The 21945-nt window shown below is 64.3% G+C and carries 21 protein-coding genes and 1 pseudogene; 10 read left to right on the plus strand and 12 right to left on the minus strand.

From position 1 onward, the window contains the following. Nucleotides 1–203 precede the first annotated feature (203 nt). A complete protein-coding gene (locus QYH69_RS28195) occupies nt 204–1883 on the minus strand; it encodes a bifunctional aspartate transaminase/aspartate 4-decarboxylase (protein ID WP_308835005.1) in 1680 nt (559 codons plus the stop codon). 450 nt (nt 1884–2333) lie between these two features. Here QYH69_RS28195 and QYH69_RS28200 point away from each other — a divergent pair, with 450 nt between their 5' ends. After that, the gene (locus tag QYH69_RS28200; protein WP_308835006.1) at nt 2334–3341 is read left to right on the plus strand and encodes a 2-hydroxyacid dehydrogenase; all 1008 of its coding nucleotides are present in this window, start codon (nt 2334–2336) and stop codon (nt 3339–3341) included. 138 nt (nt 3342–3479) lie between these two features. Here the strand turns inward: QYH69_RS28200 and QYH69_RS28205 are convergent. Continuing rightward, nucleotides 3480–3989 (minus strand): annotated as a pseudogene (locus tag QYH69_RS28205) (hypothetical protein); the annotation flags it as partial. A 233-nt stretch (nt 3990–4222) separates the two neighbouring features. On the opposite strand from QYH69_RS28205, the gene QYH69_RS28210 reads away from it, so the two are divergent. The 3 genes from QYH69_RS28210 to QYH69_RS28220 all read left to right on the plus strand — a co-directional run bounded on the left by QYH69_RS28210 (nt 4223) and on the right by QYH69_RS28220 (nt 7658). After that, nucleotides 4223–5056: a crotonase/enoyl-CoA hydratase family protein gene (locus QYH69_RS28210; protein WP_308835007.1), complete on the plus strand. Its 834-nt coding sequence runs from the start codon at nt 4223–4225 to the stop codon at nt 5054–5056. A 225-nt stretch (nt 5057–5281) separates the two neighbouring features. Next, a complete protein-coding gene (locus QYH69_RS28215) occupies nt 5282–6448 on the plus strand; it encodes an MFS transporter (protein WP_308835008.1) in 1167 nt (388 codons plus the stop codon). Nucleotides 6449–6500: 52 nt separating this feature from the next. Continuing rightward, complete coding sequence (locus QYH69_RS28220; protein WP_308835009.1) at nt 6501–7658, plus strand: MFS transporter; 1158 nt, start codon at nt 6501–6503, stop codon at nt 7656–7658. A gap of 30 nt (nt 7659–7688) precedes the next feature. Here the strand turns inward: QYH69_RS28220 and fahA are convergent, their stop codons facing one another. Together fahA and hmgA are read right to left on the minus strand one after the other, a co-directional pair. Then, complete coding sequence (fahA, locus tag QYH69_RS28225; protein ID WP_308835010.1) at nt 7689–9023, minus strand: fumarylacetoacetase; 1335 nt, start codon at nt 9021–9023, stop codon at nt 7689–7691. Further along, nucleotides 9020–10414 (minus strand): homogentisate 1,2-dioxygenase, encoded by a 1395-nt coding sequence (hmgA, locus tag QYH69_RS28230; RefSeq protein WP_308835011.1) that lies wholly within the window; start codon nt 10412–10414, stop codon nt 9020–9022. Before hmgA ends, fahA begins: the two co-directional genes overlap by 4 nt. Before the next feature lie 285 nt (nt 10415–10699). On the opposite strand from hmgA, the gene QYH69_RS28235 reads away from it, so the two are divergent. Next, complete coding sequence (locus tag QYH69_RS28235; RefSeq protein WP_308835012.1) at nt 10700–11530, plus strand: EAL domain-containing protein; 831 nt, start codon at nt 10700–10702, stop codon at nt 11528–11530. 116 nt (nt 11531–11646) lie between these two features. Here QYH69_RS28235 and QYH69_RS28240 read toward each other — a convergent pair whose 3' ends face one another. Next, a complete protein-coding gene (locus QYH69_RS28240) occupies nt 11647–12432 on the minus strand; it encodes an IclR family transcriptional regulator (RefSeq protein WP_308835013.1) in 786 nt (261 codons plus the stop codon). A gap of 115 nt (nt 12433–12547) precedes the next feature. Here QYH69_RS28240 and QYH69_RS28245 point away from each other — a divergent pair, with 115 nt between their 5' ends. Further along, a complete protein-coding gene (locus QYH69_RS28245) occupies nt 12548–13735 on the plus strand; it encodes an acyl-CoA dehydrogenase (RefSeq protein WP_308835014.1) in 1188 nt (395 codons plus the stop codon). A gap of 166 nt (nt 13736–13901) precedes the next feature. Continuing rightward, entirely contained in the window at nt 13902–15137 is a 1236-nt protein-coding gene (locus QYH69_RS28250) for an autotransporter strand-loop-strand O-heptosyltransferase (RefSeq protein WP_308835015.1), read from the plus strand. A 148-nt stretch (nt 15138–15285) separates the two neighbouring features. On the opposite strand, the gene QYH69_RS28255 is transcribed toward QYH69_RS28250, so the two are convergent. Then, nucleotides 15286–15927: a peroxiredoxin gene (locus QYH69_RS28255; RefSeq protein WP_308835034.1), complete on the minus strand. Its 642-nt coding sequence runs from the start codon at nt 15925–15927 to the stop codon at nt 15286–15288. Between the two features lie 473 nt (nt 15928–16400). On the opposite strand from QYH69_RS28255, the gene QYH69_RS28260 reads away from it, so the two are divergent. The 3 genes from QYH69_RS28260 to QYH69_RS28270 all read left to right on the plus strand — a co-directional run bounded on the left by QYH69_RS28260 (nt 16401) and on the right by QYH69_RS28270 (nt 18045). Continuing rightward, nucleotides 16401–16703, plus strand: a complete 303-nt coding sequence (locus QYH69_RS28260) for a YqjD family protein (RefSeq protein ID WP_075158017.1) — start codon at nt 16401–16403, stop codon at nt 16701–16703. 315 nt (nt 16704–17018) lie between these two features. Next, entirely contained in the window at nt 17019–17411 is a 393-nt protein-coding gene (locus QYH69_RS28265; RefSeq protein WP_308835016.1) for a phage holin family protein, read from the plus strand. Nucleotides 17412–17562: 151 nt separating this feature from the next. Then, nucleotides 17563–18045, plus strand: coding sequence for a DUF3318 domain-containing protein (locus tag QYH69_RS28270; protein WP_308835017.1), 483 nt, complete (start codon nt 17563–17565; stop codon nt 18043–18045). Nucleotides 18046–18194: 149 nt separating this feature from the next. Here the strand turns inward: QYH69_RS28270 and QYH69_RS28275 are convergent, their stop codons facing one another. From QYH69_RS28275 to nrdR, 6 genes are all read right to left on the minus strand, one after another. Continuing rightward, on the minus strand, nt 18195–18650 hold the full coding sequence (locus QYH69_RS28275; protein WP_308835018.1) for a type IV pilin protein: 456 nt from the start codon (nt 18648–18650) through the stop codon (nt 18195–18197). A gap of 83 nt (nt 18651–18733) precedes the next feature. Beyond that, entirely contained in the window at nt 18734–19315 is a 582-nt protein-coding gene (locus tag QYH69_RS28280; RefSeq protein ID WP_308835019.1) for a pilus assembly PilX N-terminal domain-containing protein, read from the minus strand. Continuing rightward, on the minus strand, nt 19312–20124 hold the full coding sequence (locus QYH69_RS28285) for a PilW family protein (RefSeq protein WP_308835020.1): 813 nt from the start codon (nt 20122–20124) through the stop codon (nt 19312–19314). The genes QYH69_RS28280 and QYH69_RS28285 overlap by 4 nt, the downstream gene beginning before the upstream one ends. Further along, nucleotides 20121–20579: a hypothetical protein gene (locus QYH69_RS28290; RefSeq protein WP_308835021.1), complete on the minus strand. Its 459-nt coding sequence runs from the start codon at nt 20577–20579 to the stop codon at nt 20121–20123. Before QYH69_RS28290 ends, QYH69_RS28285 begins: the two co-directional genes overlap by 4 nt. Continuing rightward, entirely contained in the window at nt 20576–21136 is a 561-nt protein-coding gene (locus QYH69_RS28295) for a GspH/FimT family pseudopilin (RefSeq protein WP_308835022.1), read from the minus strand. The genes QYH69_RS28290 and QYH69_RS28295 overlap by 4 nt, the downstream gene beginning before the upstream one ends. A 314-nt stretch (nt 21137–21450) precedes the next feature. Then, entirely contained in the window at nt 21451–21942 is a 492-nt protein-coding gene (gene nrdR, locus QYH69_RS28300) for a transcriptional regulator NrdR (protein ID WP_075158021.1), read from the minus strand. Between the last annotated feature and the right edge of the window lie 3 nt (nt 21943–21945).

Below are 21945 nucleotides of genomic sequence, written 5' to 3' on the forward strand. Positions count from 1 at the left end.
ACAGCCGTTAAAAACAGCCGTTAAAAACGGACCCGCCGGCAGGCTGCCGGCGGGCCGCTTTTTGCCGCTGCGTCCGATCATTCACCGATCCGCGCGAATGTGCAAGTTTTTTGACAGCGCGTACGATTCGTGTCCGCGCATTTTCGGTTCGATTTCAGCGCGCCCGTTTTGTCTTCGCGCCACATGCGGCAGCCGCGACTGCGTCACTTCACCTTGTTCTTGTCGAGGCTCTTTCCGGTCGCGGCATTGAAACGCTCGACATATTCCTCGATGAGCTTGCGCACCGCGCGGCCGATCGCCCGATAGTCCGATTCGTTCAGATTCGCAAGCGACACGCGTCCCGACGGATGCGCGGTGCCGAAGCCGCGCCCCGGCAGCAGCACGACGCGCGCTTCGCGCGCAAGACGGAACAGCAGCTCGGACGGCTGCGTGTTCTTCTTGATCCATTCGACGAACTCACGGCCGTGAGCACGTTCTCCGAGGAATTCCATATCGAGGATCGTGTAGTAGTCGACCTGATTCGGATCGTCGTCTTCGAACGAGATGCCAACCTCTTCGTACAGCGCACGCTTGCGGTTGCGAATGAGCCGCTTCAATGCGCACTTGTACGCATCGGGCGTGTCCATCAGAGAAAACAGCGAGAACAGCACCATCTGCACCTGCTGCGGCGTCGACAGACCCGCGGTGTGATTGAGCGCGACCGTGCGGCTGTCCGCGACGAGCCGGTCGATAAACTTGAGCTTGTCGGGCTCGGTCGTGATCGACTCGTAGCGCGCGTGCAGTTCCTTCCTCACGTCCTTCGGCAGTTGCGCGATCAGACGATCGAGCACGTTGTCGCGATGCGTTGCGATCGTGCCGAGGCGCCAGCCCGTCGCGCCGAAATACTTCGAATACGAGTAGACGAGAATCGTATTCTTCGGCGCGAGTGCGAACAGCGACACGAAGTTGTCGGCAAACGTGCCGTACACGTCGTCGGTGAGCAGGATCAGATCGGGCCGTTCCTTGACGATGTCGGCAATCTGCCGAAGGCTTTCGTCGCTGATCTTCACCGACGGCGGGTTGCTCGGGTTCACGAGGAAGAACGCCTTCACCCTCGGGTCGCGCAGCTTGTCGAGTTCGGCCTCCGGGTACTGCCAGTTTTTTTCGACATCCGCGCTGAGGTTGATCACGTTCAGCTGGTAATCGTTCAGCCGGGGGATCTCGATGTACGGCGTGAAGATCGGCACGCCGAGCGCGATCGTGTCGCCGGCCCTGATCAGCCGGTTTTCGCGCATCGTGTTGAAGATATAGGTCATCGCCGCGGTGCCGCCTTCGACCGCGAAGATATCGAACTCGCCGACAAACGGATGCTTGCCGATCATCTCGCGCCGCAAATACTGGCCCACGATAATTTCCGACAGCTTCAGCATCCGGTCCGGCACCGGATAGTTCGACGCGAGAATGCCCTCGCACATCTCGTAGAGAAAATCGCCATCCGGCAGCCCGAGCTGGTCGCGCACATACGACACGGCACCGCGCAGAAAGTCGATGCCTGGCACGCCTTTGTTTTCGCGCAGGAACAACTCGAAGCGTTCACTCAAGCCGTCGCGCTTCGGAAAGCCGCCGACGCCCTCGGGCATATACGCAAACGAGCGCTCCGCTTCGCGCATCGCAAAGAGGCCCAGTTGCCAGAAGCCGTGGCGCGGAATGGTCGCGAGAAAATTGGGATTGCCGCGGCCCGCATTGAGCATCGCGGTATTCGCGGGACGCTCGACCGCGCCGCCGCCGGCCGCCTTGATGAGCTCGTCCTTCAGCTCGAACGGGCTCAGCGCGGCGAGCTTCGCCTGCTCACCGCCGTCGCGCGTCGCGCTGCCGGTCCCGTTAGCCGATTTGCCTTTTGCCATGGTCGTCTCCTCGTGGATGACATCCGTTTGACTGCGTCGCGATCACGAGCGGCAACGCGCGCGACATTTCAGACAAGCCTGACAACGAGTAACGCGATTTCCGTTCAAGACCTGAGCAATTCGGCATCATTGATTTGCATCCCGAATCGACGTGCGTTGCACACGTCGGGCGGAGCCTACTTGTCCAGCCAATCGATGCCGAATCGATTTGCATGCATGCGCAAGCACATCGCACTCGCGATGCGGATGTCGCAGCTGCAGGGAATCGTCGTGCCGCTTTAATAGATATGAAAACCAGGCAGGGCTGTCAATGTGATTTTTGAAGCGGGATCGGCAATGGCTACGGCATTGCGGGTGCAGGCCGTCTCGTTACCGGGCCGCCGGCGAGCGCCGCAGCGGCGCCGCATGGTGCGATACTGGGCAACATGCACGCTCATTCCAGGAGTCGCAATGCGCATGATCCTGTTCAGCAGCCGTCAGTACGACCGCGACACGTTCAGCGAAGCCAACGCGTCGTTTCACTACGAACTGCACTTCCAGGAGTCGTCTCTCGACAGCGAGACCGCGATCCTTGCCCACGGCTACGACGTCGTCTGTCCGTTCGTCAACGACACCGTCGACGCAGCCGTGCTCGAACAGCTGCATGCGGGCGGCACGCGGCTGATCGCGCTGCGATCGGCGGGCTTCAATCACGTCGAGCTGGCGGCAGCCGCGCGCCTCGATCTGCCGGTGCTGCATGTGCCCGCTTACTCGCCGCATGCGGTCGCGGAGCACGCGGTCGGGTTGATTCTCGCGCTGAACCGGCGTTTGCCGCGTGCGGTCGCACGCACGCGCGAAGGCGACTTTTCGCTGACGGGCCTGCTCGGTTTCGATTTGCACGGCAAGACCGTCGGCATAGTCGGAACCGGCGTCATCGGCCGCACGTTCGGCCGCATCATGGCCGGTTTCGGCATGCAGGCAATCGCATACGATCCGGGGTCGCCCGCCGCCGAACTGCTCGCGCTCGGCGCGCAGTACGTGCCGCTCGACACGCTGCTCGGCAGTGCGGATATCGTGAGCCTGCACTGCCCGCTCGTGCCGGCCACCTACCATATGATCGATGCGGCTGCGCTCGCGAAGATGAAGCGCGGCGCGATGCTGATCAACACGGGGCGCGGCGGGCTCGTCGAAAGCAATGCGCTCGTCGGCGCGCTGAAGAGCGGGCAGCTCGGCCATCTCGGCCTCGACGTCTATGAAGAGGAAGGCGGCCTTTTCTTCGAGGATCACTCGGATACGCCGCTGCTGGACGATGTGCTCGCGCGGCTTCTGATGTTCCCGAATGTGATCGTCACCGCACACCAGGCGTTCTTTACGCGCGAAGCAATGAACGAGATCGCGCAAACGACGCTTGGCAATGTGAAAGCATGGTGCGACGGCGCGCCCGTCAATGTCGTGCGGCACGCGCCGGCGCGCGGCTGACGGCTGGCGATGCGCGCCTCAGAGCCGCTTGCTCAGGCCGCCGTCCCGCGCGTGCCCGATGCGCCGGTCGCGCGGAAGGTCATCGTCGCCTGCGTGTTCGTCGTCGTCCGCGAAGTCGTCGTTAGGGTCGCCGACGATGCCTGGCGCGATGCTCATCGTGGGCCGCAGCGCGGTGCGTGCATCGTCGGGAGCGCCGCAATACTGGCGCAACAGCGCGGCCTCGCGCTCGTGCACTTCGACCGGAAACCAGCGCGCGCCGGCCGATGCGAGGTAACGCGCGCGGTGCTGTCCGTTGCGGAACGCGACCACGCCTTCGTGCTCGAGACCGAGCCATCCGATCAGCCCCGGCGCGCGCCGTGCGGTCATCGTCACGTAAGGCATATCGGGAATGCGCGAATTGGCCGGATCGAGAAACTCGCGAATGCCGCGCACCTTGCCGGGATGCCATTCGTGGACCGGGCGCAGCACATAGTCGGTGTCGTCGCGCTCGGCGCACAGCAGCAGCTTGCGCGCGTCGACGAGCACGACTTCATGGCGGGTTCCGTCGATCGAGAACACGCGCTTGAGCCGCACATGGTCATACCATTCATGGTCGTGCAGTTCGACGACCCAGACAGGTTCACTTGTGGGCATTGCTGAATTCGACATCGACGGCTTCAGATGAAAACGGACAGTGGGTCGCCTCCGATATGCTGGCACGGCCGGCGCGCAGTACGCTGGAGAGCCGATCGAACCGGCATATGAGCGGTGCTTACGCTACGAGTCGATTGTGAAAAGGCCGTGTCACTTAGGCAAGCGATTTCGCTGCGCACATGTGGTATTTCGAGCAAATCGAAGCACGTATTGCGACGACTCCGATCGACTTGCATCGGGAGATGACGATGACCCTCGAAACATTTGGTGAACATGTACGCATCGAAGCGATCGATGCGGTCGCAACGATCGTGCTCGATCGGCCCGCGCGCCGCAATGCAGTCGATCGCCCGACGGCAAACGCCTTGTCCGCCGCGTTCGCGCGTGTCGAAAGCCACGCGGACTGGCGCGTTGCCGTGCTGTTCGGCGCGGGCGGCACGTTCTGCGCAGGCGCCGATCTTACCGCGCTCGACGACGACACGCGCCGCAACGAGCTGCATGCCGACGGCAGCGGTCCGGGCCCGATGGGCCCGACGCGCACGCCGTTCGCAAAGCCCGTGATCGCCGCGATCGCGGGGTACGCGGTCGCGGGCGGGCTCGAGCTTGCGGCGATGTGCGATCTGCGCGTCGTCGAGCGTTCCGCCGTGCTCGGTGTGTTTTGCCGGCGCGTCGGCATTCCGCTCATCGATGGCGGCACGGTTCGCCTGCCGCGGCTCATTGGTTTGTCGCGCGCGCTCGATCTGATTCTGACGGGCCGCGCGCTCGGCGCCGACGAGGCGTTTGCATTCGGGCTCGCGAATCGCATCGTCGACGACGGCACGGCGCGCGCCGCCGCCGAAAAGCTCGCCGCGGAACTGGCCGCGCTGCCTCAGGCGGCATTGCTCGCGGACCGCCGTTCGGCATACGCAAACAGCATGCTCGACGATCTCGCCGACGCGTTACGCCGAGAAGGCGCGGGCGGTTACGCGGCAGTGCTCGGCGAGGGCATGGCGCTCGCCGCACGCTTTGCCGGCGGCGCTGGCAGGCACGGAAGCGCGCTCGATCCATCGGGTGGCTCATCGGGTGGCTCATCGGGTGGCTGATCGCACCGCTCGACGGTCGACTGACGCCCGACTTCCTCGCCGCATCGGCGTCGCATCGTCACCGCGTTTTCGTCGCCTGCGAAAAAAAACAACAGCGGCCGAGATTGCGCTTCGCAAGGGTTTCGGCTTAGGTACAATCCCCTACCGACTTTCCTGATCCGCCGCGACGCTCCGACGCGCTTCGTCCCGAACGCGCGCGAGCGCGGCGCGCCGGCGCTCCCGATCATGCCCCTGCCCCTTTTTGCCCTGGCCATTGCCGCATTCGGCATCGGCACGACTGAATTCGTCATCATGGGGCTGCTGCCCGACGTCGCGCGCGATCTCGCCGTGTCGATTCCGGCGGCCGGCATGCTCGTCTCGGCCTATGCGCTCGGCGTCACGATCGGCGCACCGATCGTCGCGATCGCGGTCGCGAACATGCCGCGCAAGAAAGCGCTGATGAGCCTGATCGGCGTGTTTATCGTCGGTAACCTGCTATGCGCGATCGCGCCGAACTATGCGGTGCTGATGATTGCGCGCATCGTCACGGCGTTCTGCCATGGCGCATTCTTCGGCATCGGATCGGTGGTCGCCGCGGGCCTCGTCGCGCCGAACCGCCGCGCACAGGCGATCGCACTGATGTTCACGGGCCTCACGCTCGCGAATGTGCTCGGCGTGCCGCTCGGCACCGCGCTCGGCCAGGCAGTCGGCTGGCGCTCGACGTTCTGGGCGGTCACCGTGATCGGCGTGCTCGCCGCCGCGGCGCTCGCAGTCTGCCTGCCGTCGCGCATCGAGATGCAGAAGGCGAGCCTGCTGCACGAATTCAAGGTGCTGAAAAATCCGCAGGTACTGATGGTGCTCGGCACGAGCGTGCTCGCGTCGGCAAGCCTGTTCTCGACCTTCACCTACATCACGCCGATTCTCGAAGACGTGACCGGCTTTACGCCGCACGCGGTCACCCTCGTGCTGCTGCTGTTCGGCCTCGGGCTCACGGTCGGCAGCACGCTCGGCGGCAGGCTCGCCGACTGGCGGCCCGTGCAGTCGCTGCTCGCGTTCCTGCTCGCGATCGTCGCGATTCTCGTCGTGTTCGCGGCCGCGATGCATGCGCAGATTCCCGCGCTCGTCACCGTGTTCGCATGGGGCGTACTCGCCTTCGCGATCGTGCCGCCGTTGCAGATGCTGATTGTCGATCGCGCAAGCCATGCGCCGAATCTCGCATCGACGTTGAACCAGGGCGCGTTCAATCTCGGCAATGCCACAGGCGCATGGCTCGGCGGCATGGCGATCGGCGCGGGCGCGCCGCTCACGGCGCTGCCGTGGGTCGGCGTCGCGACGGCCGCCGGCGCCGTCGCGCTGACCTTGTGGTCCGTTTCGCTCGAACGGCGCGCGCAACGGATGGCGGTGCCTGGCTGAGGCGCGGCGTCGCTGGGCGCGGCAGCGCCCCTGCGTAGTAGCATCACGGCCGATGAAAGTGATCTTCTCGCGCGATTTTGTTGCGCTCATTCTCAGCGTCGCCGTGGTCGGGCTCGGCATGGGCGCCACGCTTCCGCTGACCGCGCTCGCCCTCACCGGCGCGGGCTACGGCACCGATGTCGTCGGCCTGCTCACTGCGGCGCAAGCGGGCGGCGGGCTCGCCGCCGTGCCGCTGACCGGCTGGGTCGGCGCGCGCTTTTCGGGCCGTCAGGTGATCGTCGGCGCCGTACTTGCGGTGGCGCTCGCCACTGCGTCGATGCAAGTCACGACGAATCTGTTCGTCTGGGCCGTGTTGCGCGTCGTCTGCGGCTTCGCGCTGATGCTGCTCTTCACGTTCGGCGAAGCATGGGTCAACCAGCTCGCCGACGACGCGTCGCGCGCCCGCGTGATCGCGATCTACGCGACGAACTTCACGCTGTTCCAGATGGCCGGACCCGTGCTCGTCAGCCGCATCGCGCGGTTCGCCGGCTCGCGCTTTCTCGTATGCGGCGCGATTTTTCTGCTCGCGCTGCCGATGCTCGCTGCCATGCGCACGACGCGGCGCGCCGCCGGCGAACCGGAACCGCACGGCAACTGGCGGCACGTGCTGCCGCAGATGTCCGCGCTCGTGATCGGCACCGGCTTTTTCGCCCTGTTCGATACGCTCGCGCTGTCGCTGATCCCGCTCTTTGCGATGACGCACGGCTTCACCGCGAGCGTCGCCGTGCTGTTCGCATCGGCGATGCTGTTCGGCGACACGACGCTGCAATTCCCGATCGGCTGGCTCGCCGATCATCTGGGCCGCGAGCGCGTGCATATCGGCGCGGCCGTGGTTGTCGTCGTGTTGCTCGCGCTGTTGCGCTGGGCGGTCGCCGTGCCGTGGCTGTGCTGGCCGCTGCTTTACGTGCTGGGCGGCGCGGCCGGCGCCATCTATACGCTGTCGCTCGTCGCCTGCGGCGAGCGCTTTCGCGGCGCGGCGCTCGTGTCCGCGAGTTCGCTTGTCGGCGCGTCGTGGAGCGTCGCGAGCTTCGGCGGCCCGCTCATTGCCGGCGCGTTGATGAAACACGTCGGCGACGATGCGCTGATCGGCGTGCTGCTCGCGAGTGCGCTCGCGTTCCTCGGCGCCGCGATATGGGAACGACGCCGCGGCACGGTGCGGGCTTTGCAGTAGCGCGAACCCTTCACGCGTGCTTCACGCTTTTCATACTCTTGCCGGCAAGACCTCGCCGACGCACGTGCCGAAGCCCACGCGATACCCGTCGCCCTGACACCATCCGGCCAGCGTCAGCTCGTCGCCATCGTCGATAAACGTGCGCGTGCCGCCTTCTTCGAGCTCGAGCGGTTTTTTCCCGTTCCACGTCAACTCGAGCAGGCTGCCGTACGAGTCGGCGGTCGGCCCGCTGATCGTCCCGGACCCCATCAGATCGCCGACCCGCGTATTGCAGCCCGACACCGTGTGATGCGCGAGTTGCTGCGCCATCGTCCAGTACATATGGCGGAAGTTCGTGCGGGCGATCGTCGTCGCGCGACGCGCGTTGCGCGCGCGCATGCGCACCTCGAGTTCGATATCGAACCCATGCCTGCCGTCCGAACGATGCCGCAGATAGTCGAGCGGCGCCGGCTCCTGCGTCGGCTGCGCGACGCGAAACGGTTCGAGCGCGTCGAGCGTGACGATCCACGGCGAAATGGTCGTGGCAAACGTCTTCGAGTTGAACGGGCCGAGCGGCACGTATTCCCATTGCTGGATATCGCGTGCGCTCCAGTCGTTGAGCAGCACCATGCCGAAGATATGGTCTTGCGCATCGGCGCACGCAATCGGCTCGCCGAGCGCATTGCCGCGCCCGACGATAAAGCCGGTTTCGAGTTCGATATCGAGCTTGCGGCACGTGCCGAATACCGGGCGCGGCGTATCGGGCAGTTTCAGTTGGCCATTGGGCCGCCGCACCGGCGTGCCGCTTACGACCACCGACGACGCGCGCCCGTTGTAACCGATCGGGATCTCGAGCCAGTTCGGCAGCAACGCGTTGGCCGGGTCGCGGAACATCGAGCCGACATTCGTCGCATGCTCCTTCGACGAATAGAAGTCCGTGTAACCGGGAATCTCGACCGGAAGATGCAGCGTCGCGTCCGACATCGGTACGAAGACGCGCGCTTTCAGCGCGTCGTCGTCGCGCAGGCGCGGGTTCTCGCGCTCGAGAAGCGCGCTCAGTTGCACGCGCACGCTGCGCCATGCGTCGCGGCCAAGCGCAATGAATGCGTTCAGCGAATCTCGCGCGAACACGCTTGCATCGTTGTTCGAGGCGCTATGCGCGCCCGGCGATGCGACAGTCAGCAGCCCCGCGCTTTCGAGCGCGGCGAGATCGACGATCAGGTCGCCGATCGCCACGCCCGCGCGCCGCGCTTGACTGTTCCAGTCGCTGAACACGCCGAACGGCAGGTTTTGAATCGGAAAATCGCAGATCGGATCGTTGGCGGTCTCGACCCAGCTCTTGCGCGACGCATCGAGCGTTGCCTGAAGTTCGCCACCGATACTCATTGCTGCTCCGCGTTGAAATGTTTCCTGAGACCTTGCCAGCACGCGGCGTAACCGGTTTGCAGTTGCGTGCTTTCGAGCGCAAAGCGCGTCGGCCGGATCAGCGTGCGCGTTTCGAACATGAACGCCATTGTGTCGCTGACCTTATGCGGTTTCGTCGTGTCGCTGTGCGACGCTTTTTCGAAGGTTTCGGCATCGGGTCCGTGCCCCGACATGCAGTTGTGCAGACTCGCGCCGCCGGGCACGAAGCCTTCGGCCTTCGCGTCATAAGCACCGTGCACGAGACCCATGAATTCGCTGGCGACGTTGCGGTGGAACCACGGCGGGCGAAATGTATCTTCGGCCGCGAGCCAGCGCGGCGGAAAGATCACGAAGTCGATCGTATCGACGCCTGGCGTATCGCTCGGCGATTGCAGCACGAGGAAAATCGACGGATCGGGATGATCGAAACTGATCGAGCCGATCGTATTGAAATGCCGCAGGTCGTATTTGTACGGGGCGTAGTTGCCGTGCCACGCGACGACGTCGAGCGGCGAATGATCGATATCGGCGCGCCACAGCTGCCCATTGAGCTTGGCGATCAGCTCGAATGCGCCTTCTCGATCTTCATAGGCCGCATGCGGTGTCAGGAAGTCGCGCGGATTGGCAAGACCGTTCGAGCCGATCGGCCCGAGGTCGGGCAGCCGCAACAGCGCCCCGAAATTCTCGCAGATATAGCCGCGCGCTTCGCCGTCCGGCAACGCGACGCTAAAGCGCACGCCGCGCGGAATCACCGCGATTTCGAACGGCTCGACGTCGAGCTTGCCGAGTTCGGTCGCAATGGCGAGGCGCCCATGCTGCGGGACGATCAGCAGCTCGCCGTCCGCGCTGTAGAAAAAACGGTCGTGCATCGAGCGGTTCGCCGCATACAGATGAATCGCGCAGCCGCTCATCGCTTCGGCGGCGCCGTTGCCGGCCCATGTCACCGAGCCGTCGACGAAGTCGGTCGGCTTCGACGGCATCGGCAGCGGATCCCAGCGCAACTGGTCCGGCGGCGTCGGCGGCACGCCCGCGAAGTTCGCGACGAGATGATCCGACGGCAACGGCGTGAACGGTCCATGCATCGCCGCCGGGCGGATGCGGTACAGCCACGAGCGCCGGTTCTCCCCGCGCGGTGCGGTGAACGCGGTGCCCGACAGCTGCTCGGCGTAGAGCCCGTACGGCGCGCGTTGCGGCGAGTTGCGGCCATGCGGCAGCGCGCCGGGCAGCGCTTCGGTTGCAAACTCGTTGGCGAAGCCGGATTGATAGGGCGCGCGAAGGTTCGGGTTGCCGCCGCGCGCGTCAGCCGGCTGCCGGGCGCCGCCGGCGGCACTTCGGCCCGCCGCGTCGCGCCCGGGCCGTGTCGATGTGGTCATGTGAATCTCCGTCGATTCGATTCCAGTCATTCGATTCCGTTGATTTACGAATGGTAAAACGAATTACGATTAGTGAAAATCACGTAAACCCTGGTGGATGGGCCCGCGCATGAATCGTTATCAGTAATTGGTGAGTCGCGATCTGGCGCCCGCTGCTACCATCAGAGATGCGACAGCGCCGCTGCGGCGCCCGTCGTTTATTCGAATTCGAACGCGATTGATCGCTCCACGAGGTCCATGCGCGATCCTTGCGCGTCACATGCGTGCCACACCCTGCGCTCACCCATGATCCCGTTGAACATTTCCGAACTCGTTGACCGCGCATCGACTCTTCCGTTTCTGCGCGAGCATTTGCGCATGGGCACGGACTCCCATCGCGACAGCGCGGTCGCGCATTACGCCGACTTCGAAATCGGCAGTGCGTACGAGCCGATCTTCGATATCAGCGTGCATGCGCTCGCGCAGTCGCTGTCGTCGGCGCCGCAAAGCGCCGACCGCTTCGGCGACGAACTCGGCTTCCAGGCAGTCACGCAGCACCTGAACGGAACGCACATCGACACGTTCGACCCGTTCGATCATGTGTCCGACGATCAGGAACTGGTCGCGCTCGATCGCATGTCACGCGGCATGCATGCGATCAACTTCTTCGGCGCGCAGCGGCACGGGTTGCTGTTTCTGCGCGTGCACGAGCGTCTGCTGAAGAGCGTGCGCTACGACCACGGGCGGCACTTCTCGACGGTGCTGATCTCGTTCGGGCTCAATCCGTCGCGCATCGTGATCGAGCTGCCGCCGGCCGCCGTCGCGCATCGCACGTTTCTCGGCTATCTGACGAAGAGCTATCAGCACTACGGGTTCAAGGTGGCGGGGAATCTGCCGAACGCAGGGCAGATTCTGTCGGTGTCCGATATGGCGCGGCTCGATTTCGTCAAGATGGATGCGGGCGCCGCGCTGCGCGATGCGATGGTGAAGCCGCTCGTCGGCTATGCGAACCGGCTGCGCATACCGTTGATTTTCGATCGCGTCGCGACCGAGGCGCAGTTCGAGATGCTGCAGCAATACGATGTGCGGTTCGTGCAGGGGCCGTTGTTTGCGGGTAGCGAGAACCGGGTGGCATGAAGGGCGACGTGAAGGGTTCGGCTGAACGGTTCGGCTGAACGGTTCGGCTGAAAGGTTCGGCTGAAAGGTTCGCCTGAAGGCACGCTGAAGACGGCCTGCGCGCGGCCTCTCGCGCGCTATGCGCGTTGAACCGTGTCGCCGAGCCGCCGCGCGAGCGCTTCGAGCCGCGGCGCGACACGCTCGCGAAACACGTCCTCCCCCATCGACGAGGCCGGGCCGCTGCAGCTGAGCACGAGCCATCGTCGATCGCGCGGATCGCGAAACGGCACGGCGACCGCGTTGACGTCTTCGTGCCACGCGCGAAACGAATAGCAGCAGCCGGCTGCTTCGAATGCGTCGACTTCGACGCGTGCGGCTTCCACCTGCGCCACGCCGGAATCGCCCGCCGCCTGCGCGAGCTCGGCGAACAGCGCCTCGCGCACATCGACCGGCTGTACCGCGAGATACGCGCGCCCCATCGAACTCGTCAGCATCGACAGCCTCGAACCCGAAGCGAGCCCGAGCGTGAGGGCGGTCTCGCTGCGGATGGTCTCCAGATAGACCATGTCGAGCCCGTCGCGGCAGCCGAGCGAGACGGCCGCGCCGACCTCGCGCGCGAACGCGCGCAGATGCGGCCGCGCCAGTTCGAGCGTATCGGTGCCCGACAACAATGCGAAACCTAGCGACAGCACGCCCGCATCGAGCGCATATTTGCCGAGCGCCTCGTCGAAACGCAGATAGCCGAGCACCGTCAGCGTATAAGCAAGACGGTTGACGGTCGCTTTAGGCAGACCCGTGCGCTCCACGAAGTCGCGATTGCCGAGCAGCGTCTCGCCGGGCCGGAAAGCGCGCAGCAGATCGAGCCCGCGCGCGAGTGCGACGACGAACTTGCGCTCGTCGATCGAGGGTGCGGGAGCAGTCATCGGATGGTACACTCGAACGTCATTTGCAAAACATTGTTTCGCACAGCGGAACTCCCGTCAAGTCGTTCGTGTACCCGGGCTTCAGGGCGACGATTCAGCATTCAGGAGATTCACCATGGCGCGCGCGCATTTCCACTGGGACGACCCGCTGCTTTTCAATCAGCAGCTCACCGACGAAGAACGCATGGTGCGCGATGCCGCCGCAGCATACGCGCAGGACAAGCTGGCGCCGCGCGTGCTCGAAGCGTTTCGCCATGAAAAGACCGACGTCGCGATCTTCCGCGAAATGGGCGAACTGGGCCTGCTCGGCCCGACGATTCCCGAACAATACGGCGGCCCCGGGCTTAACTACGTGAGCTATGGGCTGATCGCGCGCGAAGTCGAGCGCATCGATTCCGGCTACCGGTCGATGATGTCCGTGCAATCGTCGCTCGTGATGGTGCCGATCTTCGAATTCGGCACGGACGCGCAGAAAGACAAATACCTGCCGAAGCTCGCAAGCGGCGAATGGATCGGCTGCTTCGGCCTGACCGAGCCGAACCATGGCTCGGACCCGGCCAATATGGTCACGCGCGCGAAGCAGGTCGACGGCGGCTATTCGCTGTCCGGCTCGAAGATGTGGATCACGAATTCGCCGATCGCCGATGTGTTCGTCGTATGGGCGCAGCTCGAGGAAAACGGCGAGGACGAGATTCGCGGCTTTATCCTCGAGAAAGGCTCGAAGGGTCTCAGCGCGCCCGCCATTCACGGCAAGATCGGGCTGCGCGCGTCGATCACCGGCGAAGTGGTGCTCGACGACGTCTTCGTGCCCGAAGAAAACCTGCTGCCGGGCGTCAAGGGCCTGCGCGGGCCGTTCACGTGTCTGAACTCGGCGCGCTACGGCATCGCGTGGGGCGCGCTCGGCGCGGCCGAATCGTGCTGGCACACCGCGCGCCAGTACGTGCTCGACCGCAAGCAGTTCGGCCGGCCGCTTGCCGCGAACCAGCTGATCCAGAAAAAGCTCGCCGATATGCAGACCGAAATCACGCTCGGCCTGCAAAGCGTGCTGCGGCTTGGCCGCATGAAGGACGAAGGCACGGCGGCCGTCGAAATCACATCGATGATGAAGCGCAACTCATGCGGCAAGTCGCTCGAGATCGCGCGCGCCGCGCGCGACATGCTCGGCGGCAACGGCATATCGGACGAGTTCGGCGTCGCGCGGCATCTCGTGAATCTCGAAGTCGTGAACACATACGAAGGCACGCACGATATCCACGCGCTGATTCTCGGGCGCGCGCAGACCGGGATTCAGGCTTTCTTTTAAGTTTGTTAACGGATTCGGATCGCTGGCGGTGGTTTTTTAAGATTTGTCCAATACGCGCGGATGAAGCGTCCGCTTAAGGTGTCGGCAGCATTTTTGTGATGCGCCGATTCCGATCTTCGACGCGGGGTCGACAGACTGACTCGGCGCCGACTGACCCGGAGACACCATGAGCGAATCCGTCCGCCCCGCCGCGCAGCGCGGCCAGCGCGGCCTCACCGAATCGAGCTTTGCGCGGCCCGGCGCGCCTGCGCTGAGCGGGCCCGAGGGCATCCGCTTCGACTTCAACTACGGCTGCCGCGTGCAGGTGAACGTCGACGGATGGCGCGTGCGGATGCTCGATCTCGACACGCACAACGTCGTCTTCGACGAAGCGGTTCGAGCCGGCGAAACGGTGACGAGCCGCCGCAAGTATTTCGTGCGCACGCTGCTGCAGGTGTTCGACGGCAATCGGCTCGTGTTCGAGCATGCCTTCGATGCGCGCGCAAAGCCGGTACTCGTGCGGCTCGCATCGGCCGCGCTCGGCGATTCGATTGCGTGGATGCCCGTGATCGATGCGTTTCGCGAGCAGCATCGTTGCGACTTGCATGTGGCGCTGCCGGCGCATCTGCAGCCGCTCTTTCGCGAAGGCTATCCGGCGCTGAAGCTCGTTGCCGACCGCGAGGTTCAATCTCTGGAAGCCGCCGGTGCGCCGTTCTACGCGACATACCACATCGGCCTTTTCTCGCCATACGACGAGCGCGACCACCAGCCGACCGACCCGCGCGTGAGCAGCATGCAGGACGCCGCCGCGTATATGCTCGGCGTGCCGCCCGGCGAGCGGCGGCCGCGGATCGTCGTCGCCGATACCTCGCGCCGTATCGCCGAACCGTATGTCTGCATCGCGACGCAGGCGACCGCCCAATGCAAGTACTGGAACAACCCGCGCGGCTGGCCGACGCTGATCGCGCATCTGAAGCGGCTTGGCCTGCGCGTGCTGTGCATCGACCGCGATCGCGAGTATGGGCTGCCGGGCGCGTTGAACCGGATGCCCGAAGGCGCCGAGGACTTCACCGGCGAACGTCCGCTGCAAGAGCGCGCGAGTTTGCTGATGCATGCGGAGTTTTTCGTCGGGCTTGGCAGCGGCCTGTCGTGGCTGGCATGGGCGGTCGGCACGCCGGTCGTGATGATCAGCGGCTTTTCGCATCCGAAGACCGAGTTTCACACGCCATGGCGCGTGATCAACTTTCACGCATGCAATAGCTGCTTCAACGACACCGCGCATGAATTCGATGCCGACAACTTCAACTGGTGTCCGCGCCGGGCGGACGGCCGCACACAGCAGTTCCAGTGCACGGCGGCGATCAGCCCGGAGTTCGTGATACGAACGGTGGACAGTCTGATCGATGCGCGTTGTGCCGCCTGACTTTCCAGACAGGCTTCGAAAGCTGAACAGGAAATGAAAAAGCCGGACCGCGGGCGCTGTCCACCCGCGGTCCGGCCTGGCTTGTGGGTCCGTTACTGCTCGCGCGCCCGTTCCTGCTTGCGCGTCTGTTTCGGCCGAGGCTTGCGGCTTACTTCAGGTTCGGCTGCGGCGTCATGCGCAGGTACGGCCGCAGCGCCTTGTAGCCCTTCGGGAATTTCTGTTTGATCACGTCCTCGTCCTTCAACGACGGCACGATCACCACGTCGTCGCCATGCTTCCAGTTGCCCGGCGTCGCGACCTGGTAGTTGTCGGTTAGCTGCAACGAGTCGATCACGCGCAGCACTTCGTCGAAATTGCGACCCGTGCTGGCCGGATACGTGATGATGAGGCGCACCTTCTTCTTCGGATCGATGATGAAGAGCGAGCGCACCGTCAGCGTTTCGTTCGCGTTCGGGTGAATCATGTCGTACAGCTCCGACACCTTGCGGTCGCCGTCGGCGAGAATCGGAAAGCCGACGCTCGCAGCCTGCGTCTCGTTGATGTCCTTGATCCACTCGTTATGCGATTTCGCGCTGTCGACCGACAACGCGATGGTCTTCACATTGCGCTTTTCGAACTCGCTCGCGAGCTTCGCAGTCAGGCCGAGTTCGGTCGTGCAGACCGGCGTAAAGTCGGCGGGATGCGAGAAAAGCACGCCCCAGCTATCGCCGAGCCACTCGTGAAATTTGATCCGGCCGATGCTCGAATCCTGTTCGAAGTCAGGCGCGGTGTCGCCAAGACGTAGACTCATCATGCAACTCCTTTGAAGGTTCGCTCTGTGAACATCCGGATAAACCGGCCGGGCCGAGCGCGGCCGACGGTAACCGGAAAAAATTAAAGCATAACGGACGCTGGCCTGCGCGGCTAACGAACCGAGCGTCATACACATATGAGTTTTTTGTAATTTTCGTTGCGATGAGTGAAACTTAGCGGGACAGATCAGCTTCGCGGGCTAATAATGCAAGCGTGTCGACAAGGTGCGGCGCTATGCCGCTGCGAAAAGCCGGCGACGCGTGTTCGACCGGTTCGCGGTGTCCCGGCCGTGCCTCCTGGCGACGGCAATGTGCCGCTTGCTGTACGTGCTTGCTGTACGTTTATGGCACGAACAGACATCCGGGAACGGATTCTGCGTATTGCGGTGGTCCGCGTGTCACCTGCCGCCCTCGCCAGCGGCGATTTCTTTGGTTACGATTTCACGCGTAGCGTGCACGAAGGGAGCAATCAATGTCGGAAGTTAACAAGGAGAGATTGATGTCGGATATCAAGACAGTCCTCGCAGACGCTGAAGATCTGCTGAAGCAGGCCGCGAGCGCAACCGGCGAACGCGCTTCCGAACTCCGCGAATCCGCGTTGTCGCGGCTCAAACAGGCGAAGGAAAAAGCGGCGGATGTGCAAGTGGTCGTGGTCGAGAAAGGCAAGAAGGCTGCACGCGCGACCGACGACTACGTACACGAGCACCCCTGGACGTCGATTGGCATTGCGGTCGGCGCCGGCGTGCTGGTGGGCCTGCTGATCAATCGGAAGTAAAGCAGGCAGTGGTGCCGGGACTTACCGTGCGGGTTTTTGCACGAGCATTTGCGCGAAGTTGCGCGTGCCTTATGTACGAGGCGCTGCGGTAAGTCGTGTTCCATCGGGCAAGGCGCCGGCTAGCGTCAGACTTCTGACGCCTCTGGCCGGACACGTTTCAGATACGGCTGGCGCGAGCCGGGCTTCAGTCCGGCGCGCCGGGCCGGCTTTGAGTTCCGCGTGTGGGTTGAGTGTGGTTCAATGCGCAGCCTGTGCCGCTTCCGATGTCCTTCCAGTCTCTTCCGGTGCACTTTCACGGGGTAACGCGCTCACGTCATGACCACCGATACCCAATCACAGCGCTCGGACCGAAGCCCGCTGCGCCGCATCTTCGGTTCCGTCTTTTCGATCCTGCAGACCCGGCTCGAACTGATCGGCATCGAGCTGGCAGAAGAAAAAGAGCGCCTGCTCGCCGTGCTCTTTCTCGGCCTCGCGGCCATGATGCTCGCGATGATGTCGTTGATCGCGCTGACCGCGCTCATTGCGATCGCGTTCTGGGACACATACCGCTGGCAATCGCTCGCGGGTATTACGATCGTCTATGCGATCGCCGCGCTGGTCTGCGGACTGCGCGCGCGTAGTAATTTGCACAATGCGCCGGCCGTGTTCGAAGCCACCATCCACGAGTTCGAAAAGGACCGCGAGATTTTCCGCAAACATCCTGAGTGAGCGGGTGTTGTCGGCTGGATTGCCTCATTCGACCTGTTTGCCTGTCCTTGTTGCTGCTTGTGTTGCTCTTGTGTCGCTCTTGCGCTGGCTCGTTCCGTTGCCCGTTTCGCGCTGACGACTTCAACAATCTTTGACGCTTTATCGATACCTCATGAGCCACGTCCATTCAGATAGCGCATTTCGCCGTCAGCATAAGGCGACGAAGGATCTGAGCACGCCGCAGTTGCGGGCGCTGCGCAAGGAACTGCTGATCGTGCGTGCGGACGTCGAGCGCATGGAGCTCGCGCAGTCGACGCTCGAACTGCGCCAGGCGGTCATTCATTTCAGCTGGCTCAAATTCGTGCTGCCCGGCTTTGCAAGCATGCGCTGGGGCGCGCGCGGCGCAACGACGAAGGGCATTGGCGCGCTGATGAAGCAATATCCGCTCGTCAGTTCGCTGATGTCGCTGCTGCTCGCGAAGCCTCTGCGCACGAGCGTGGTGGCGGGCGCCAAGCCAGTGCTGAAATGGGGCAGCGTCGCGCTCGCCGCATGGGAGGCTTACCGGATCTGGCAGCAGGTGCGACGCGAGACCGGCGGTGGTGCCGGCGGTGCGGGGAAGAATGTCGGCGGCAGCGCGCGGACGTCGGGGCAGTGAGTGTGAGGCATAAGGGTTGCGGTTGCAGCGGCTGCGGCTGCGGCTGCGGCTGCGGCTGCGGCTGCGGTTGAGGTTGAGGTTGAGGTTGAGGTTGCGGCGAGGGCTTGTCCCTCTGTGCCGGTTTGGCGGTGGGTGTCGATAAAATCCGGCTAACGCATGTTCCAGCACTGCGCGATATCGACGCCCGACATGCTGCCCTTACCAGGCGCCGGTCGATTCGCGCGCAAACCGGACGCATCGAGCACGAAAGTACCGCATGGGTCGTCTCGCATCGGCCCCGTATCGACGGGCGTCGCTTCCAGCGTATAGCCGCCGTTTGCGTCATCGGCTGACAACATCTGCAACCGATAGACGGGCGTGCCGGACTGAGGCGCCTGATCGAAGCCCGCCGGCAATGCGACCGTGCTGCTGCCGCGCAGCGCCGATTCAACATACTGCGCCGCACGATAGAGTGCCGAGGCCGCATCCGTTCTGTGTCCGCGCGCGACCTGCGCCCGGTACGACGGCAACGCGAATGCAGCCAGTACGGCGATGATCGCGAGCGCAATCACGAGTTCGAGTAACGTGAAGGCGACGGTGCGGTGCTTTACGGTGCGGTGCTTCATGATACAGCGCTTCATCCGGTCGATTCCGGCATCACAATGATTCGGAAAACAAATGGGGCGTCCGCTCAGTTCGCTCAGTCCGCTCAAAAGGGCCGAGCCGCAATACGCCGCCAATGACGCTCGACGATGCCGTTGTCTACGACGAGCTGAAGCTGCAACCAGGCCTGCGTATCGCGCGTGCGGCCATAACCGCGCGCGGTGAGAAGCCATGCGCTCGCGGCGGGACGCGTGGCGAGACGCCATGCCTCGACTACGCATTGCGGAGGTTCGAACGAACCCGGCCACACGGCAACCGGAGCAAATGCGGCTGCATTGAACGCGGGGGACACTTTCCACGCAGCGGGTTCGCCATTCAGTGCAGCTTCGCGAGACAGCACTTCGCCCGCCGCAACACGTTGTGCACACAACGTCAGCGCCGAGTCCGCCGCATGAAACGCGACGAGCTGGTCTTGCAGATTAGCCGCACCGCGGGCCGCCGCAACCGATGTCTCGAACCACGCGGCCGATGTGGCGAGCATCATCGACGACAGGATCAGCACGATCGGCAACGCCGCACCGCGATTGCGCGAACGCCGCGGCACATTGTCGCGTCGCGGAGCGCGCCCGCCGCGCCGTACTGTGTAACGCTTCATCGCGAGCATCCGCTTCGGTCTGCCACGCATCATGTTTCACCTCCACTGTTATTGCGGATCGCGACGCGCCGCCAGAACGTCTCACGAGCGCGCTTGTCCGGGGCCAATAACGACACGCCGTCGCAATCGACATAGCGACTCGGTGCGGCGTCGCGGGCGCCGCGCACGAGCACGCAGACATCGACCGCAACCACACTGCGCCATTGGGCGAGCGTGAGCGCGGACGCATCGAGCGCCGCGGACGCGCCGGCCAGCCAATAGCGAAACCGCAACCGTTCGACACCTTCGACAAGCGGCTGCGACGAACCTGCGCTGCCACTGCCCTCGCAGTAAAGTTCGGGCTCCCCCGTCGAGCCGCTTGCTCTCGCATAAAAGCGGTTGACGACCGGTGCACCCGGCGCGTCGGCAAGCGTGTGCGCGAGCCCCTGGCCGAGGCAATCGGTCGGCTGCGCGGCGGCGGACGGCCACGTCGATACGTTGTCGGCGATATACCGGATCGCGATGCCATCCGAGCGGCTCGCGAGCGCTTCGCACGTGAGACGATCGTCTGCTCCGGCCGGACGCGCAGACGAGCAGCCAAAGAGAGCGCCGGAGGCGAACAGCAGGGTCGCCGACGGAGAATCAACAGGCGCGAACCCGGCCATCTGCAATTGCAGCGCGATCAGCGTGAGGGCCGTCATCCCGGCTTCGTGCATCTGCGCAGCATCGTTGGCGCGCACGAGAGCGAACCGCTGCGACCGGTACAGCGATATCGCGCCCGCTGTCACGATCAGGCCGAGCGCCACCGCGATCGTCAGTTCGAGCAGCGTGTGCCCGCGAATGCGAAGAACCGATCGCATCATTCGGCAAACGCAAGCACGACACAGGCCGTGCCAGCCGGCATCGCGACATCGCCGCATGGCGGCGGCATGTCGATCACTTCGCCCGAACGCGGTGCACCGGCAAGCATGTGCCACGTGACGCGCGCCACCGATATCCGATCGGCGCTGCCGCTCACTGACGCCTCGCCTTGCGGCAACAGATAGCCCGCTCTGGTACGCCATTGCGCGAGCGCCGCGCTGCTGCGCGACGCACCGTGCATCGCTTCGACGAGCGCGTCTGCAACGAGCGCTGCGTGCTCACGCGCCGCCGCTGCTCGAGCATCGCGAATCATCCATAGTTGCGCGGCAATCAGACCGAGTGCGGTCACCGCGGTTAACACGACCGCAAGCATGACTTCGATCAGCGATTCGCCACGAGTACAAGCGGTGCGTGAACCGGCCTTCGAGGTTCGCAAGTGCAAGCGTGAGATCTTCATGCCGACGCTCCGCAAGCGCCCTCGGCGATACGCGCGCGTCCGCCGGCGGCAATCCGGATGCAACGGCGCCACGCGTTGCCTTGTGTCGCCTTCGACGAAAAGCGCGGCGCGAGATCGAAGCTGCGAAAGCTGCCGATCGTCTGTCCCGCGGGCGGCGTAAACGTGAGATTCGTCGACGCGCCGGCGATGCTGACCGCCGCGAGTTCCGGCTGCGCTCGCAGCGCGAACATGGCGCCCGCCCGTTCGATCATCACAGCCCAACCGCATGACCAGTCAACCGCACCGGAGCGGCAGGCCTGCCCCGCGGCAAGACAGTGTCTCGCCGCGTCGATGCGGCACACGGTAATGCGCACGCCCTGTCTGATCGCCTCGCTGCGTGCGTAAGCAAGCGTTGAGAGCAGTGCATGGGCACGCGCCTCCACCTGATCGCGCATCTGCCATGCGACAAACGAAGGTGTCGCCATCGCTGCAAGCAGAGCCAGCAACGCGACCACCGCCAGCGTTTCGAGCAGCGTGAAGCCGCATCGTACGCATCTCGTCCAGCCATCGTTTCTCATCGTCAGCCTCCGTTGTCAGCAACGATGGCTGCGAATCTACCTTTGCTTCAGGGTGCTAACAATATGCCGAATGGCCAGGTAGCGCGCAAAGGCAAACGCACGCAACATTGCGTGTCGGTCGAACGCGGCACGACGGTAACGCATCGAAGAGACCCGACGGTCGGGAAGGGGGAAGAATGCAGCAAATCGAATTGATGGCCGATGCGGTGGCGCAGAGTGCCGGCGAGCATCTGGCCGCTTCCGCATTGCCTCCGAAGCAGCCTGCTGCACCGCGAACGGAAGGCCTGCGAGCTGCACCGTGGGTTGCAGCCCAATCAGCGCTTGCGCCGGGGTTTGGGCGGACCGGGCGGCGAAGCCATCCGGCGAAACTCCTCGATCACATCCTCGAATTCGGACACGTCTTCGAAACGCCGGTAGACGGACGCGAAGCGCACATAGGCGATCGTATCGAGCGCGCGCAACTCGTTCATCACGAGTTCGCCGAGCCGTTCGCTTCGTACCTCGCGCTCGCCGCTGCCGAGCAACTGGTATTCGATGCGCGCAACGGCGGCGTCGATTGCGTCGGCCGCAACGGGCCGCTTGCGCAGCGCGAGCTTCATGCTCGAGACGATCTTGCGGCGGTCGAACTCGACGCGGCTACCGTCCTTCTTCACGACCGACGGCAGTGCGAGCTCGACGCGCTCGTAAGTGGTGAAGCGCTTGTCGCAAGCCGGACAACGGCGCCGCCGCCGGATGGCGGCGCCGTCTTCGGATACGCGGGAGTCGACGACCTGCGTATCGTCGTGCCGGCAGAACGGGCAGCGCATGGT

This window comes from Paraburkholderia sp. SARCC-3016 (assembly GCF_031119615.1).
Classification (GTDB): domain Bacteria; phylum Pseudomonadota; class Gammaproteobacteria; order Burkholderiales; family Burkholderiaceae; genus Paraburkholderia.